Origin of the sequence: Chitinophaga sp. CF418 (assembly GCF_900142925.1) — a bacterium.
Classification (GTDB): Bacteria; Bacteroidota; Bacteroidia; order Chitinophagales; family Chitinophagaceae; genus Chitinophaga.
On sequence record NZ_FRCN01000009.1, the window covers coordinates 137,575 to 152,349 of the forward strand.

Annotated in this window: 9 protein-coding genes; all 9 read left to right on the forward strand. The window is 47.7% G+C overall.

Features of this window, described 5'->3' with window-relative positions; translation table 11 throughout:
* Positions 1–25: 25 nt before the first annotated feature.
* Positions 26–5,509 carry a hypothetical protein gene (locus F3I09_RS20085; RefSeq protein ID WP_149696833.1) on the forward strand — a complete coding sequence of 1,828 codons (5,484 nt, stop codon included), beginning with the start codon at positions 26–28 and terminating at the stop codon, positions 5,507–5,509.
* A 29-nt stretch (positions 5,510–5,538) separates the two neighbouring features.
* The gene (locus tag F3I09_RS20090; RefSeq protein ID WP_149696834.1) at positions 5,539–7,263 is read left to right on the forward strand and encodes a hypothetical protein; all 1,725 of its coding nucleotides are present in this window, start codon (positions 5,539–5,541) and stop codon (positions 7,261–7,263) included.
* A 1,409-nt stretch (positions 7,264–8,672) separates the two neighbouring features.
* Positions 8,673–9,287, forward strand: a complete 615-nt coding sequence (locus F3I09_RS20095; protein WP_149696835.1) for a DUF4255 domain-containing protein — start codon at positions 8,673–8,675, stop codon at positions 9,285–9,287.
* Between the two features lie 2 nt (positions 9,288–9,289).
* A complete protein-coding gene (locus F3I09_RS20100) occupies positions 9,290–10,513 on the forward strand; it encodes a hypothetical protein (protein ID WP_149696836.1) in 1,224 nt (407 codons plus the stop codon).
* A gap of 11 nt (positions 10,514–10,524) precedes the next feature.
* Positions 10,525–11,928 carry a phage tail sheath family protein gene (locus tag F3I09_RS20105; RefSeq protein WP_149696837.1) on the forward strand — a complete coding sequence of 468 codons (1,404 nt, stop codon included), beginning with the start codon at positions 10,525–10,527 and terminating at the stop codon, positions 11,926–11,928.
* Between the two features lie 55 nt (positions 11,929–11,983).
* Positions 11,984–12,931: a hypothetical protein gene (locus F3I09_RS20110; RefSeq protein ID WP_149696838.1), complete on the forward strand. Its 948-nt coding sequence runs from the start codon at positions 11,984–11,986 to the stop codon at positions 12,929–12,931.
* A gap of 48 nt (positions 12,932–12,979) precedes the next feature.
* Positions 12,980–13,819, forward strand: coding sequence for a hypothetical protein (locus F3I09_RS20115; RefSeq protein ID WP_149696839.1), 840 nt, complete (start codon positions 12,980–12,982; stop codon positions 13,817–13,819).
* Positions 13,820–13,862: 43 nt separating this feature from the next.
* A complete protein-coding gene (locus F3I09_RS20120) occupies positions 13,863–14,306 on the forward strand; it encodes a phage tail protein (protein ID WP_089831925.1) in 444 nt (147 codons plus the stop codon).
* Positions 14,307–14,308: 2 nt separating this feature from the next.
* Entirely contained in the window at positions 14,309–14,761 is a 453-nt protein-coding gene (locus F3I09_RS20125; RefSeq protein WP_149696840.1) for a phage tail protein, read from the forward strand.
* Positions 14,762–14,775: the final 14 nt, after the last annotated feature.

Here is a 14,775-nt window from a genome sequence, read left to right on the forward strand (position 1 = left end):
CATTCACATCAAATAATAAAGCATTATGCCCACATTGAAAGAACAACAGGAACAGATTGAAGCCTTGCGTTTGCAACGCGAACAAAGTTCCGGTGAATTATACAGGGCGCAGATCAATCTGCATGCTACCAATACCCTGCTGGGACGGGTAAGTAAAAAAGAAACTTCTCTGCCGCCTGACATGCAGCAGATAGCAGCCCTGCGTGAGCAGATCGCAAAACTGCAGGCGGATATCAGGACTATCAACGATGCCCTGGATAAAGCCGACAGTTATACCGTTAGGGTGAAACAGCAGGAGCAGTACGTTGATTTCCTGCAGAAGAAAAAGGCCGTGACAGCCGCACGTATACAGGAAGATCAGCAGCGGCTGCAGGAAGAAGAATCCAGTGAAACACCTGATAAAAAGATTATTGCTGCACTTGTACAGGAGATAGCGCAGCTGGAGAAGCTGTTGCCCGAGCTGGATCAGAACCTTGCCACCGCGCAAAATGAACTGGCGCAGCTGAAACAGGAACAACAGCAGGCGTTAGCCCAACAGCAACAGTTGCAATCTTCAAAGTCAGCGTTGCAGATTAAACTGGCCAGCCTGGAAGCTGACCTGGCGGGGCTCCTGCAGCAAGGTGATGGTACGAATACAGATGAAGTGCTGCAAACGCTGAAGCAACAACAGGCAGCATATGTACAGGCAAAGCAACAGCATTTTAAGAACGACATTGCGCTGTCGGACGCCATTGCACAGATATATGTCGACCCGCATCCCCGTAATGGTGTACAGCAACTGAATGATAATATTCCTTTCCTGTTCATGCCTGTAAGGTTAGAAACCCGGTTTATCACTTCCGGCAATGTCTCAGAGCTGTGGTTAAGGATATACCCGGACGATATTGCCGTACATACACATGAAAAATTACTGACCAGTAATGAATTGAAAGGTGGCGTTACTTACTGGAAAGCATTGTTCGAAGCGGAGAAAAACGGCGGCGCAGAAAAGGAAGAGCAGAAGAAAGCAGCCTGGAACCTGTTGGCGAAGACCTTCAGTCCTCAGCGCGCCGCATGGGTAGCGTTGCAGACAAAACCTGCCAACTGGAATGATCTTTCGAATATGGAAAATGTTGATGGACTAACGTTCCCTTCTCCTGAACTGACAAAGCCCGATACCTGGAGCCGTGCACCCAGGGTGAATGTGTTGCCGGACAGATTTGTAGTGACCTTGTACGAGGGCGATGTAGTGACAAAGGAAGTGGTGGGAAATATTATACCGGACGAATTGTTTGTAGGACCGGACCCGATGGATGCAGATGGTGGTTTTGTTACAAAAGATGATAAGCTGGTTTTCGGTGAAAGTTATGACTGGACGTCTGATTTTGATAAAGCCATACTGAACGGAATGGGTTTCAGGATCCCGCTGAATGCAACACAGTCCGCCAGTGGATTTGACAAGATACTGGTATTGGGCGTAACCCTTTCCGCCAGTGAATCGGCCGCGCAGCAGATGGTGGAGGAACTGATAGACAATCATCACTATTCCCCCAAAGGATTCAGCCTGATACCACAGGGCAGTGCTACCAACAATATGGATGATAATGGTTCCGGTTATACAAAGAATGATGATTTCAGCAACGCCAGTTATGTAGTAGAGGCACGAAAACCTTTATTCACCGAAGCAGATGATTGCGATGGAAAGAACCTTGCGAATGCATTGGGAATTGAGTATGCGCCATTACAGAATATTGCGCATAGCAATGGAAAAGACCTGGAGGAGGCAGTAGCGATGAATACAGCGCTTTTCGCTTCAACATTGGGTTATTACTTCGATACCATGTTGAGTCCTGTGTTGAGTGAAGCGCAGCAGGACAAGCTCCGCAATTTCTATGTGCGTCATGTAACGGGCCGTGGGCCTTTGCCGGCTATCCGCGTGGGAAATCAGCCATACGGTGTGTTGCTGACCAGCAATTTCGAGGCGTGGCAATGGAACAGCACATTGCCTGTGCCAGGCATTGCCCTGCCGGACAACAGGTTTCTGAATGGACTTTATGCCGTGCTGAAAGCTTATTCGGAGATATGGAAAGATATTCTCGACAAGCTTTCCTATGTAGGCAAAGCCGGGCTTGATCCGTCTGCCGCATTGATGGATATTATCGGTTTACAGCCTAACAGCGCTTCCATCTTTCAGCGCATCGGTTATTCTACGGATTACCTGAGAAACCTGGACAGCTTTAAACATGGCGGCAAATATTATAAGGACCTGCAGCAAAGCATGACATCCAAAACGGATGCGCTGGGCTTCCTGCAGCAATTGGGTTACAGCCCTGATGAAGGCGGTCAGTTAAAAGTACCGCAGCTGCTGCGCTTAGTTTACCAGCATTATCATACAACGCTGGATGCAGCCAATCTTGTTGATAATGTTCCCTTGTCAGAAAAGGATGGTATCACTTACTATAACGAAGGAGCCAAGAAGAATTACCTGCACTGGCTGTCGGAGATCACAGATCTGGACACGTTGGAGAAACAGGACTTCGGCGCCGGGAAGCCTATCCCCGCAGCGCTGTTGTATATGCAATTGCGCAGAAGCCTGTCGTTGCAGCTGCACAAGGCGTCTATACTATGGTTTAAGAAGAATGATTTTCCGCTTGATTTCATGTTGCAGCCTGCCAATTTCCATAATATTCGTCCCGGCGGAGATCTGAGTAAATGGGAGATGATGCGGGCCCCTGTTTCGAAAGCAGCGCCTCAACATCCACAAAGGAACAGTACCATCGGCGCGTATTTATTGGGCATTGGCAGAGATGAAGATGAAGCAGCTTTCCTGACTGCTATGAGAAAAGCCATTGAATCACTGGCTAACCTGCCTACAGCCCGACTGGAACGTTGTTTTATAGAGCATCTTGATACCTGTAATTACCGGCTCGATGCCTGGCAAACAGGTATGTTCAACGTGCGTTTGTCACAACAGCGAAGATTGCAGACTGCAGAGCGCCAGAAAGGTATTTATCTCGGATCGTACGGGTGGCTGGAACATGTACGTCCGTCTGGTAAACGCAGGGTTGTCACTGATCCGGTGCCGGAAAAGCTGAAGCCTGCCAACCGGCCCTTGTACGAGTATACAGATAACGGTGGCTTTGTACATGCTCCTTCCCTGAATCATGCTTCAGCAGCAGCTGTGTTACGTAGTGCATATATGAGTCATGCCACGCCTGCCAATCCGGATATCATGGCTGTAAATCTTTCTTCGGAAAGAGTGCGCAGGGCCTTGTTCATACTGGATGGTATGCGCAATGGCCAGACCCTGGAAGCATTGCTGGGATACCAGTTTGAAAGAGGGCTGCATGACCGTGGTTCTGCGGATGATGATCTGAAAAAACTGAACGCATATATTTATGACTACCGTGCTGCTTTCCCGCTGTTACAGCATGTAGTGCAACAGGAGGGTACAGGAACCGTGCAGGAGAGCATTCCTGCTAATAGTGTGGTGAATGGTGTGACACTGGCTGAAAAGGACGGCACATTTCCTTTTGGCGCAACAGGAGCTGTTTTATCGGCATCAGCAGCAGAGCGGGATGCGATCATAAAAGAGAAGGATAATCTGGCGGATACCCTGGATGCTGTAAAGGACCTCTTATCAGCGGAAAGCGTGTACCAGCTGGTACAGGGTAATTTCGAACGCTGTGGGGCCTTGCTCAATGCAGTAAAGGATGCCGTTATTCCCGCTGAACTGGGCGTTATTGAAACACCGAGGGGCAGCCAGTTTACATTCACGAACAGGGTGATGATCCAGTTTGGTAATGTGGATGCTGCGGATACTGCCAGTAATCCATGGCCTGCTGTTGATATGACTGTAAGGGCTAAGATGGAAGCCGGTTTGAACAAGTGGCTGGGGAAGGTGATAGGAGATCCTGCTAAAATAGTATACAACGTATCTTATCTTGATGCCCAGCACCTGCCACAGGGCCAGGAGATGTGGACGCTTGAGAAGCTGGGTATTCAACCGATTGATTTGATTTATATCACCGGTGGTGAGCTGAGTACAGGGACGGCGGAGAAAACTTCCGTTTCAGAGCTGGAAAGCCGCATTGCCTGGCATTACAGGAAGGCGAACGGACTGGAAGACAGTACTGCCATCAGTATTGCTTTTACGCAGCCTGATAATGTGGCAGGTACACAGACACTTGCCAGCCTGCTGCCTTTACTGGGCAGCCTGCGTGCTGTTATTACAGACTCCCGTGCTCTGGATGCGGCGGATTATGACCCGGGTTCAAAGAAAAGCCTGGCGGATAAACAGAATCCAGGGGCTTTAGACCATGTTGAACTGCTGGCAAGGGTACAGGCAGCCCGCGTCGCTTTTAAGGCCAATATAGACAGTATAAACCCTCTTTCTATTCATGCAGAGATCCCCGATCCGGATGTTGATAACCTGCTGACGGTATACAATACACTGGAAACGGCTTTTAATGCCCTTGATAAGGCAAAACTGACCTTTGACGATATTGCCTTCACATTCGGTAATGTAGCGGCGGAAAAGGTGCAGGAAACGCTGATGGCAGCTTCACAGTTTGGCGTTCCTGATGCTTTCCCTAAACCGGCCTGGGTACTAACCACCGCCAGTAAGGTATTGCTGCTGGAACAGGCAAGGAGTATCAGGCGGAAAATGGCGGTGACGTATAAAGCTTCAGGGGATATTCTTACTGCCGCAGCCAGCCTGACGGTGATCTCCGAAAAGGTAAAAGAGTACAGGAGGGCCGGTAAATTGGTGCTGCAGGAAGCATTTAATATCCTGCCGCTGTTCAGTTATAACAATGAGGCAGATATCCTGCTGTCGCACAATGACAGCGCCCAGCTGCTGGACTATGCTGCTGGCAAATTTAATACGGATTATGTAGTGGAAGAATGGATGCAGCAGGCGGCGCATGTGCGGCCACGGTTGCAGCGCTGGGAACAGATTCGTTCACTGTATGAGCTGGATCATCTGGGCGGGGACCTGAAAGTGGAGGCTGTTCAGCTGCCATACAGGACCAGGGATTCCTGGCTGGCGGTAGAGTTTCCGGAAACAGACCCTGTTACCAATCAGCCTTTTAATATTGTGCATGATACCTTGTCTATTGTGGTGCATGGAGATGCATTTACGCCTGCTGCCCGGCAGTCCGGTCTGCTCATAGATGACTGGACGGAAGCCATTCCAACATCCGAAGAGACCACCGGTATTTCGTTTAACTACGACCAGCCTAATGCCATGCCGCCACAGGCGCTTTTGCTGGCAGTTACTCCGCAGGTGAAAGGTCATTGGACATGGGATGACCTGACTGGCATCCTGAACGATACCCTGAAAAGGGCCAAATTAAGGGCCGTAGAGCCACGATTACTGGATGAGGTGAATCATCCTGCCGTTAACGTATTACGCCCGGCTATTGTGGCTGATTTTACGCAATATGACCTGAACGTGTCCCTGGATTACAGGTTGAACCTGATAATGTTGGCTGAAGCACTACCGATAACGCCTGTAGTATCACTTTAAAATAGGTTTACCATTTCAAAAAATGATATATGCCAGTAGCAGCGCGATCATATACTGAACTATTACTCATATCATACCGGATACCTTCTATTACGGCCTATAACAGGCTGGAACCTTCTCCGCGTACCGCCAACTTTGACAGGAGTCTGAAGGCGGAAATCCGGGATCCTTTATGGATGCTGACCCGTCAATGGCAGTTCGGCGAATTTGAAGGAGAGGATGCGGCTTCTCCGGTCACGGCACAGATCCTGGGTATGCATACCAGTATGGACAGGGTTAGCTTCCCGGTGGGAGATCCGTTCCCGTTTAAGCAGGATATGCCCCTGGAAACGCATGTGGAAAGAGAGGTCATTCGTCCTGATCTGTCGGTTGCTGTCCAGATGGGGCGATATTTTCTGAAGCTGATGAAGAAACATTCCCTGGAGGGGAAGCTGGCGGATTTTATGACGAGATATCCGCTCAGTTATGTAATAGACCCTCATGATAAAGATGCCGTTGTGTTGTATAGTACCGTGAAGAATAAAATGTTTGACGGCTATAAATTGTACCTGGATATGGCAGGATCCAATGCTTATGATACATGGGTGAATGCTGCTTTCCCGGCGGATGCAGCTACGTTCAGGAGCCTGGCGCCTTTGTTTACAGCATGGCATACGCGGAATTACAGTCAGCCGGTAAATGCCGATGATACCGCCTGGTTGCCTGCTCAACTGGAATACCAGTTCAGTATATCATCTCCGCAAAATCAGCAGGTGACATTGGCGGCAGACCAGTATTACGAAGGTCATTTGGATTGGTATTCCTTTGATATGGACCCACGCAAACAGGTGCCACTACCGGGACAGGAGGAGGAACAGGCAGGTCCTGTAGAGAACTTTGTATCATTCCTTCCATCTCCTATTGCCTTCAAGGGGATGCCGAATCCGCGCTTCTGGATGATGGAAGAGAACCAGACTGATTTCGGTAAGATCGATACATCTGTCACCGGTCTGCTGCACCTGATGCTGGCAGAGTTCGGACTGATCTATTCTAACGACTGGTTTATGTTGCCTTATCCACTTGCTATCAATACCCTTTGTGAAATAAAGGGTATCGTGATAACAGATGTATTCGGGCAGGAAATTTTAATAAGACCTGCGGGTAAAGGACCGGAAAGCAACTGGCATCGCTGGGCGATGTTCCATCACTCATCAAAGATTGCCACCAGCAATAGTACAAACTTCTTCTACCTCACACCGGCCATCACAAAAGCGCTGGAATGTCCGCCGCTGGAAGAGGTGAATTTCCTCCGTGATGAAATGGCCAATATGGTATGGGCCGTCGAAAACATTGTACCGTCTCATACAGGGAAAGGCGTAAGAGGAAATGAAATGGCGATGATCGATACACCGCCGCCTGATTTTGTACCTGTTGGCAATGCAGACATCCGGTATGTATTAGGTACTACAGTGCCCGGCAACTGGACGCCGTTTATTCCAGTGCATGTCAATAACAGTGATACGGAGATCCGGTTCCAGCGCGGACGCATGCCGGGCGCAAAACCTGCTTACGGGGTGTTGCTGAAAGAACAACCTGCTCCTTATTTCATCAATGAGGAAGAAATTCCACGGGCTGGGGTGATTGTAAGCCGTTCCTTCCAACGCACAAGGTGGTTGAATGGGAAAACGTTCCTGTGGACGGGGAGGTATAAACAGGCGGGTAAGGGAGAGGGGTGGAGCAATCTTAAGTTTGATCAGATTGAGGATATTCCTTAGGAGGGGATTACGTTCACGCTAAGTAGCTTCGGTTTCAGGATGGGATGCCGGTCGGGGCTTCTCTGGAAGGTTATTGAGCATTGTGAATTATTCACGCTAAGTAGCTTCGGTTTCAGGATGGGATGTCGGTCGGCGCCTCTCTGGAAAGCTATTGAGCGTTGTCAAGCGAATAGGATTTGGGATATGGATTGAACAGCATCGGTCGTGTCACCGGAGAGCCGAAGGCCCTCCATTCCCATCTGAAACCGCTGCTACTTCCGCTCTCCCTACGATAGTATATAGGGTCCGCTTATCAGGACGATGATGTGTATTCTGTCGTTATATCAGCATGATGAGGTACATAACCTGTCTTGAGGTACATTGTGATAATTACTTGTAAAGTCAATCCTGAAGCGCCACAGTAAAACTGTAAAGTTTTTCTGTAGGTATTAAGACAGGCTAAGAAGAGAAAAGCAAGTGAAATAGCTGTGTAAAGCTTAATTTGCGCATCTGTAAAACACATACTGAATTTACAATCACCTGTAAAGTCAATCCTGAATGGCTACAATAAAACTGTAAAGTTTTTCTATACTAAGACACTAAACCTATTTCAGGATCATACAAGGATCATACAAGGATCATACAAACAGGTACAAACTTCGTTTCTCCTATGTCTATCTTACGTTCATCCTACGTTCACGAACGTAAGATGAACGTAAGATGGACATAGGAGAAACGAAGCTGATACCTGTTTCATACTAAGCAGAAACGGGGGATTATCCCCGGCGATACAGCCCGTAGCTGCGGGTGTGAGTTTGTAGCGCGGGGTGCAACCCGGGGAGCATAACGAAATCAATGGTGACAATCAACTCCGTTGGGAGCGTATTGTCGCGAATGATTTCGTTATGAGTTGCAATTTTTTGAGTAGTTGCAATCGGGCAACCGGGGCGCAACACTTTCATCAAATGAGTAAAAAATATTGTACAAGAAACGTTAATTTCCATCAGTAGAAATCACTTTGCGTACTTGTACGCAATTTAAATTTACCATGGCTTAAAAGTTTTTTATTTCCGAATTATTACCTAGTTTTACATTCTCTATGGTAATCGTGTGTAAAGCGTTTGAAGAACTCCAATAAATAAATTTTAACTCAAAAAAGAAGACATTTACCCCGAAGAAAAATCATAACAGAAAGAAGATTCGTTTAACTCTTGATGTGCTGCAGTCGGCGCAACATGTGCATATGGCCAATACACCCTCCTGAAATCCGTAAGCAGAATGCTGCCACAACTGTACCTGAAAACTGTCCACGTTTTCCTCATCAACCGTATCGAAAAATCATATATCATTTATCATATCTCGTGTAAACAGCCGTTGGTAATAGCCACCGGACTGACTTCCGCGTCTTGATAGTAAATAAGATCATAGCCATGATTTTCACTGCTTTTAAATTATTAAAAGACCAGTTGGATAGTTATATCCAATCCTTTAATCCTATGGGAAACGACCCTGAAGGTCATGTGGTATTGGATAATGTAGCTACCCTGGAAACACCGGACAGGCCTCCGGGCGCAGAAGAACGGATCATACTGAGTATGGTCAATATAGAGGAAGAAGCAACCCTGAAAAACAGTACACATTTTTACCGGAATGCACAGGGTGTTGCTTATCATAATCCTCCGATATACCTGAACCTGTACATGCTTGTGTCTGCGCATTATAAGAACTACGAAGATGCGCTGTCAAGGCTTTCTCAGGCTATCCAGTTCTTTCAGGGTAAGAGTAGTTTCAACCTCAAGAACTCTCCGAATGAAGCCCTGATCAACAGTGGTCAGGTACCCGACGATCTGCAGTTACATTTAGAATTGTTTTCCCTTTCCTTTGAACAACTGAATCATCTATGGGGCGCTTTAGGTGGCAAACAAATGCCCAGCGTACTATATAAAGTAAGACTGGTAAAGATCACAGAGAACAGGATTACAGGACTCGGTACCATTGTGGATCAGATCCAATCAAAAGACAGTATTGCTTTTCCCAAATCATAATAATGGCTTTTCAGATTACATACAGGCGCCTGGCAGTGGTGAATATGTTGCACAGCTTCTACCTCGATAAAGAGGGAAGCACCTACTATAGCCTGTCCCAGGAAGACCAGGAATTCAGATTGGCCGATCTCCTTATGGATAACCGGTACAGCCTGATGGATAACGTAACGATCACACCGACACCCGCCACCGAAAAATTGCTGAGAGGACAGCGGATCGTGTATCGCCAAACGTCCACCGGACTTGTATTGGGTATCGCTTCTGCACCGGGCCCCAATGGGGCGTTAACCACAGCGGTGCCTGTCAGCGGACAGTTGCGGTTACAGTTTGTGATCCGCCTGAAGAATGCTGCTTTGTTATCCCGTAGTAACCTGCGTATTAATCCAGTATTTCCCGCATGTTACTATTTCACGAACGATGATATTACTACCGGTAAATCTTTTCCCTCACTTTCCACCTCCGTAAAGGAGTTCACGGACGGTCGGTTGTATGAGATGGGAGAGATGGCGATCGTCAACGGCAATGTGTCGCAGGCCATTGCCCGTACTGACAGCGCTGCTACCGGTTGGGTAACAACGGATGATCATCATTTCATCAATGAATATGATCGCATCCTGTTACCGCAGCAGTTTAGTTATACGTTCGACAAGCAGGGGATTACACAGGCGGACTTCGTACTGCTGAAAGGAGCGGACGAAATCAAGACATTGCCTTTCCAGCATGCAGATGGCTTGCGGGAGGCGGCCCTCAATTTTACAGGTACGCCGGACGGGATCTACACATTGAAGATCTCCGGTAGTAACAACTACAACAGGAGTTACACGGTATACCTGCATTCAACGCTTTACCAGCAAGATGCATGGGGTGTGCTCGACCTGGTAATGCATACAAATGATGCTGCATTTCAACTGGTGGATGCAGATGGTTTACTCAGGTTGCCATCAGCACCCGTCTTCGAACTGCGCTTCGCAAACAGGGCCACCTACTGGAAATACTATCTGCAGAAAGCCGATCCTCCGGGAGCGGATATTAACTGGGAAGAAGTACTTCCCGCTCCTCCAGGTATCAAAAAGGTGATCATCAGTAAACAACCGTTTCCGCTGATGCAGGCATACCGTAAGGTGAGCTACGCTGCAATCAATCTTCCCAATCCTGACGGAGAGCTGATCAGCCGCCAGGGTGACCTGATATGTTCCGAAATCTTACTTCCTAAAATGAAACTATAAATTGATCGATTATGGCAAACACATACTATACACCAGGCGTGTATATTGAAGAGATCTCCAAGTTCCCCCCATCCATCACCGCGGTAGAAACAGCTATTCCTGCATTTATCGGCTTCACAGAGCAGGCTATTGTAGATGGTAAATCAGTAGTGGGTACCCCCGTGCGTATCAGCTCACTGCTGGAGTATGAAAACATCTTTGGCGGCCCGCAGAAAGAAGTGAATCTGATCGTTACTATCACTACCAGTGATACATCAGGTACCCGCTATACTGTAAGCTATAATGATGCGGATGGCAAGGGATTGTCCAAACACATCATGTACTATTCCCTGCAGCAGTTTTATGCAAACGGTGGCGGCCCCTGCTACATCATTTCTGTAGGCCCTTACCAGGATTTAGGTACACCTATCATTGAGCAGGACCCATTCCTGGATGCACTGACAGAACTGAGAAAACAGGATGAACCTACGCTCATCATTTTCCCCGAAGGTCAGAATATGCCACAGGATACTTACAAGACCCTGCTGGAAGCTGCTCTGATGCAGTGTTTTGAACTGAAGGACCGTTTTGTGATCATGGACCTGTTCAACAATGGTCTTACACTGAAAACAGAAGGAGAGATCCTGGCAGCTGCAAATGCATTCCGCGATGCGATCTCCCTGAGTGCTCCTTACACCAGCTATGGTGCTGTATATTTCCCTAACATCCGCTCTACATTCGACTATGCGTATGATGAAACTACAGTAACGATCGTAGGTGGCAGTGCTCCTAATTTCGCAGGACTGAATAACCTGGATAAGGCAAACGTTAAACTGGCTATCTCTAACTTCTCTATCATATTACCTCCATCAGCATCTGTTGCCGGCGTTTATGCCCGTGTAGACAATGCCCGTGGTGTATGGAAGGCGCCAGCCAATGAAGGCTTGCTGGCAGTATCTGGTGTAACCTGCGATATCAGTGACCAGATACAGCGTAACCTGAACGTGGATGTGAACGCAGGTAAGTCTGTGAATGCTATCCGTTTCTTCCCCGGCAGAGGTATCAAGATCTGGGGCGCACGTACACTGGACGGTAACTCCAACGAATGGCGCTATGTATCTGTACGCCGCTATTTCAACATGGTGGAAGAGTCTACCAAAAAGGCTTCTGAAGGTTTTGTATTCGAGCCGAACGACGCTAACACCTGGGTGAAGGTAAAAGCAATGATAGAAAACTTCCTCATCAATCAGTGGCGTTCCGGTGCACTGGCGGGCGCTAAACCTGAGCATGCCTTCTACGTGAAGATCGGTATCAATGAAACCATGACTGCATTTGATATCCTGGAAGGAAAAATGATCGTTGAAATCGGTCTGGCTGTAGTTCGTCCGGCTGAATTCATCATCCTGAAGTTCAGTCACAAAATGCAGGAATCCTGATCTGATTGAACGTACCCCAATTGTAATACTCTAAATCCCAGAAAATACACCATATATGAGCGACTTTAAACCTCCGGTAGAACAACAACAACCGGTAGTACAATGTGTACCGCCATCTCCATCCCAGTTTGATCTGCTGATGCAGGAATACGGAGTTACCCTGAAAGATGAACTGCAGCAACGTTCTGCCAACCTCGAAGCGGAAGTGATCCTCACCAATACTGCCAGCCAGGTAGTATGTGTTGAGCGCAGGATCAACGATAAATTATCCCGCGCTGTAAAGGAGTATAACTTCCTCAGCAACTGTGTGACCGTATACACAGGGCAGGACCTGGAAGGCCTTACTGCTACTGTAGCAACGGCACAGGCAAAATATACTTCTGTTAAAACCTCTTTTGATGCTGCCGTTACCGCTATCAAAGCCGCCAAAACAAAGGTAGGCCTGGTGAATACACTGGCAGGTAAACTGAAAGACGCTGTGGCAGATTCCTGCAACTCAGAAGAGCTGAAACTGATCCGCGAGAACCTTTCAAAAGGAGGTCCTAACAAAAAGAATATTGAAGACAGTGTGCAGGAGTTTGTACAATACGCTGAGAAGATCGTAAATCAGGCAGATGACGTGGCACAGGCGGCTGTAAAGGTAGCCGGTATCAATGCCTTCGTTAATATCGATAACCTGTCTGCGCTGATCGCTACTGCTAAAACAGATGGTGGTAAGCTGATCACTGACGTAGAAAACAACGTTAAAAATTCCCAGAAGAAATATGATGATTCCCGCAAACCACTGGGTGACGCACTCAAGGCCCTCAGCACGGCAAGTACTTCCAAGAATAAAGCATGGGTACTGAAAGATGCTGACGCTGCAACCAGCAAGTTTGTAGAGGATAAAAACTGTAACGGCGGTGGCTGTCAGAAACTGGATGATATTTCAGAGGAAGCAGAAAGCGCATATGAGAATCCTAACTGCGGAACTCCTGGCGAACCACATGAAAACGAAGCATAGTAACAGCCCGTTTCACATTATTAAAACACCGTACACAATTTAATCATCATGGCTTCAAATAAAGATACCGTACAACAATACCTGGACCGCCTGAAAAAAGACGTCACAGAGGCGGACCAGGAACTCGTAAACGCCCTCGCGCAGGAGGCTTTTAAGAAGAGCGCCCTCGAAAAGAAGACCCGCTGGGCCGACGTGCTGAAAGACCTGCTGGCTACTATCACCGAAACTAACCGTCTCGGTATGATCTACCTGGGTACGCTGGAAAGGACCCGCAAGTACAATGAGAAATCCGGCAAGAATGCACGCCTGTGTATCGATGCTATCAAGATCCTCATCTGCGAAGCAAAGAAACTGCTGGATTGCACTGAGGTCCTGAAAGGACAGATCAAGGTACTGGCCGATCGTATCGACAACAAGATCCCTGATAAGGGTGCTAACTCCATCATGGCAAATCTTGCAGCGTTGAAAACTGCAACAGAGGAGGCGCTGACCGCTATTAAAGACGCGATCAAGGCATTGCTGGTAACCTATCATGAGGAAGAAGACCTCTGGGGACTGCTGGCTGGCGAAAAAGGTCTGCTGTTCCAGGTAGTGGGTTCCTACAAATTAATGACTGATGGCAAAAAGCCTGATCTGGAAGATTGTGCTTCCTGCCATCCGCAAAAAACACCGCTGTTCCCGATGGACGATGAGACCTGCGACTTCTATACCAAAACGAAACATCAGTACGAGACAACGCTCGACGAACTGAAGGATCTGCAGAAGGAAGTTGAGGTGGTTTCCTGCAAACGTGAATTTGCACAAGCCCGCAAGACTGCACTGGACAAAGCATATGCCGCCGCACTGGCAGCAAAGGCCTGTGACACTGCAACGGCAGCCAAAAAATAATCAAGATTTCAACATTCAATCATAACAGAATAAAAGAATTACAATGGCAAATTATCCATTACCCAAGTTTCACTTCCAGGTAGAATGGGGTGGTAAAAACATCGGTTTCACAGAAGTAACCGGTCTCACTGTTGAAACAGAAGCGATCGAATACCGCCATGGTGCCAGTCCTGAATACCATAAGACCAAACAACCAGGTCTGAAGAAATACAGCAATATCACGCTGAAACGCGGTACTTTCCAGTCAGACAACGAATACTTCGACTGGTGGGAAGAAACCGTGTTCTTCCAGGAGCAGAATGGCAAATACCGCAGGAACATCACTATCAGCCTGCTGGACGAAACGCACAAACCTATCATTGTTTGGAAAGTGAAGAATGCATGGCCTATCAAGGTACAGTCTGCAGATCTGAAAGCTGACGCCAACGAGATCGCTGTTGAAAGCGTGGAGCTGGTGCATGAAGGTCTGGTGATCGAAAATAAATAATGATGGCAACTGCTAATTATTATCCTCCTGTAGGGTTTCATTTTAAAGTAGAGTTCCTGTTCGACAAGAAGATGGAGAATGACATCTTTTTCCAGTCCGTATCAGGACTCAACTTTCAGATGCAGACAGATACACTGCGGGAGGGCGGGGAGAACCGCTTTGAGCATGTGATACCGATGCGCAACAAGTGTACGGACCTCGTACTGCGCCGCGGCATCTTCAAACCGGCAGAATCTACCGTTTCGCAGTGGTGTCTCGATGCTTTCAGGAACTTCAGCTTTTCGCCCGTTGATCTCATCGTTACCCTGCTGAATGAGCAGCATCAGCCGCTCATGACCTGGAAGGTGCACCGCGCCTGGCCCAAGAACTGGAAGGTGGCAGACTTCAATGCGGACAAAGGTGAAGTGGTCATTGAAACATTTGAACTGAATTATAACTATTTCAACGTGGAATAGTAGCAACTTAAAAA

Excerpts from the sequence above, each read along its gene's own strand:
- F3I09_RS20120 (WP_089831925.1), top strand. The coding sequence starts at position 13,863 with ATGGCAAATTATCCATTACCCAAGTTTCACTTCCAGGTAGAATGGGGT.
- F3I09_RS20090 (WP_149696834.1), top strand. The coding sequence starts at position 5,539 with ATGCCAGTAGCAGCGCGATCATATACTGAACTATTACTCATATCATAC.
- F3I09_RS20125 (WP_149696840.1), top strand. The coding sequence starts at position 14,309 with ATGGCAACTGCTAATTATTATCCTCCTGTAGGGTTTCATTTTAAAGTA.
- F3I09_RS20110 (WP_149696838.1), top strand. The coding sequence starts at position 11,984 with ATGAGCGACTTTAAACCTCCGGTAGAACAACAACAACCGGTAGTACAA.
- F3I09_RS20100 (WP_149696836.1), top strand. The coding sequence starts at position 9,290 with ATGGCTTTTCAGATTACATACAGGCGCCTGGCAGTGGTGAATATGTTG.
- F3I09_RS20095 (WP_149696835.1), top strand. The coding sequence starts at position 8,673 with ATGATTTTCACTGCTTTTAAATTATTAAAAGACCAGTTGGATAGTTAT.
- F3I09_RS20105 (WP_149696837.1), top strand. The coding sequence starts at position 10,525 with ATGGCAAACACATACTATACACCAGGCGTGTATATTGAAGAGATCTCC.
- F3I09_RS20115 (WP_149696839.1), top strand. The coding sequence starts at position 12,980 with ATGGCTTCAAATAAAGATACCGTACAACAATACCTGGACCGCCTGAAA.
- F3I09_RS20085 (WP_149696833.1), top strand. The coding sequence starts at position 26 with ATGCCCACATTGAAAGAACAACAGGAACAGATTGAAGCCTTGCGTTTG.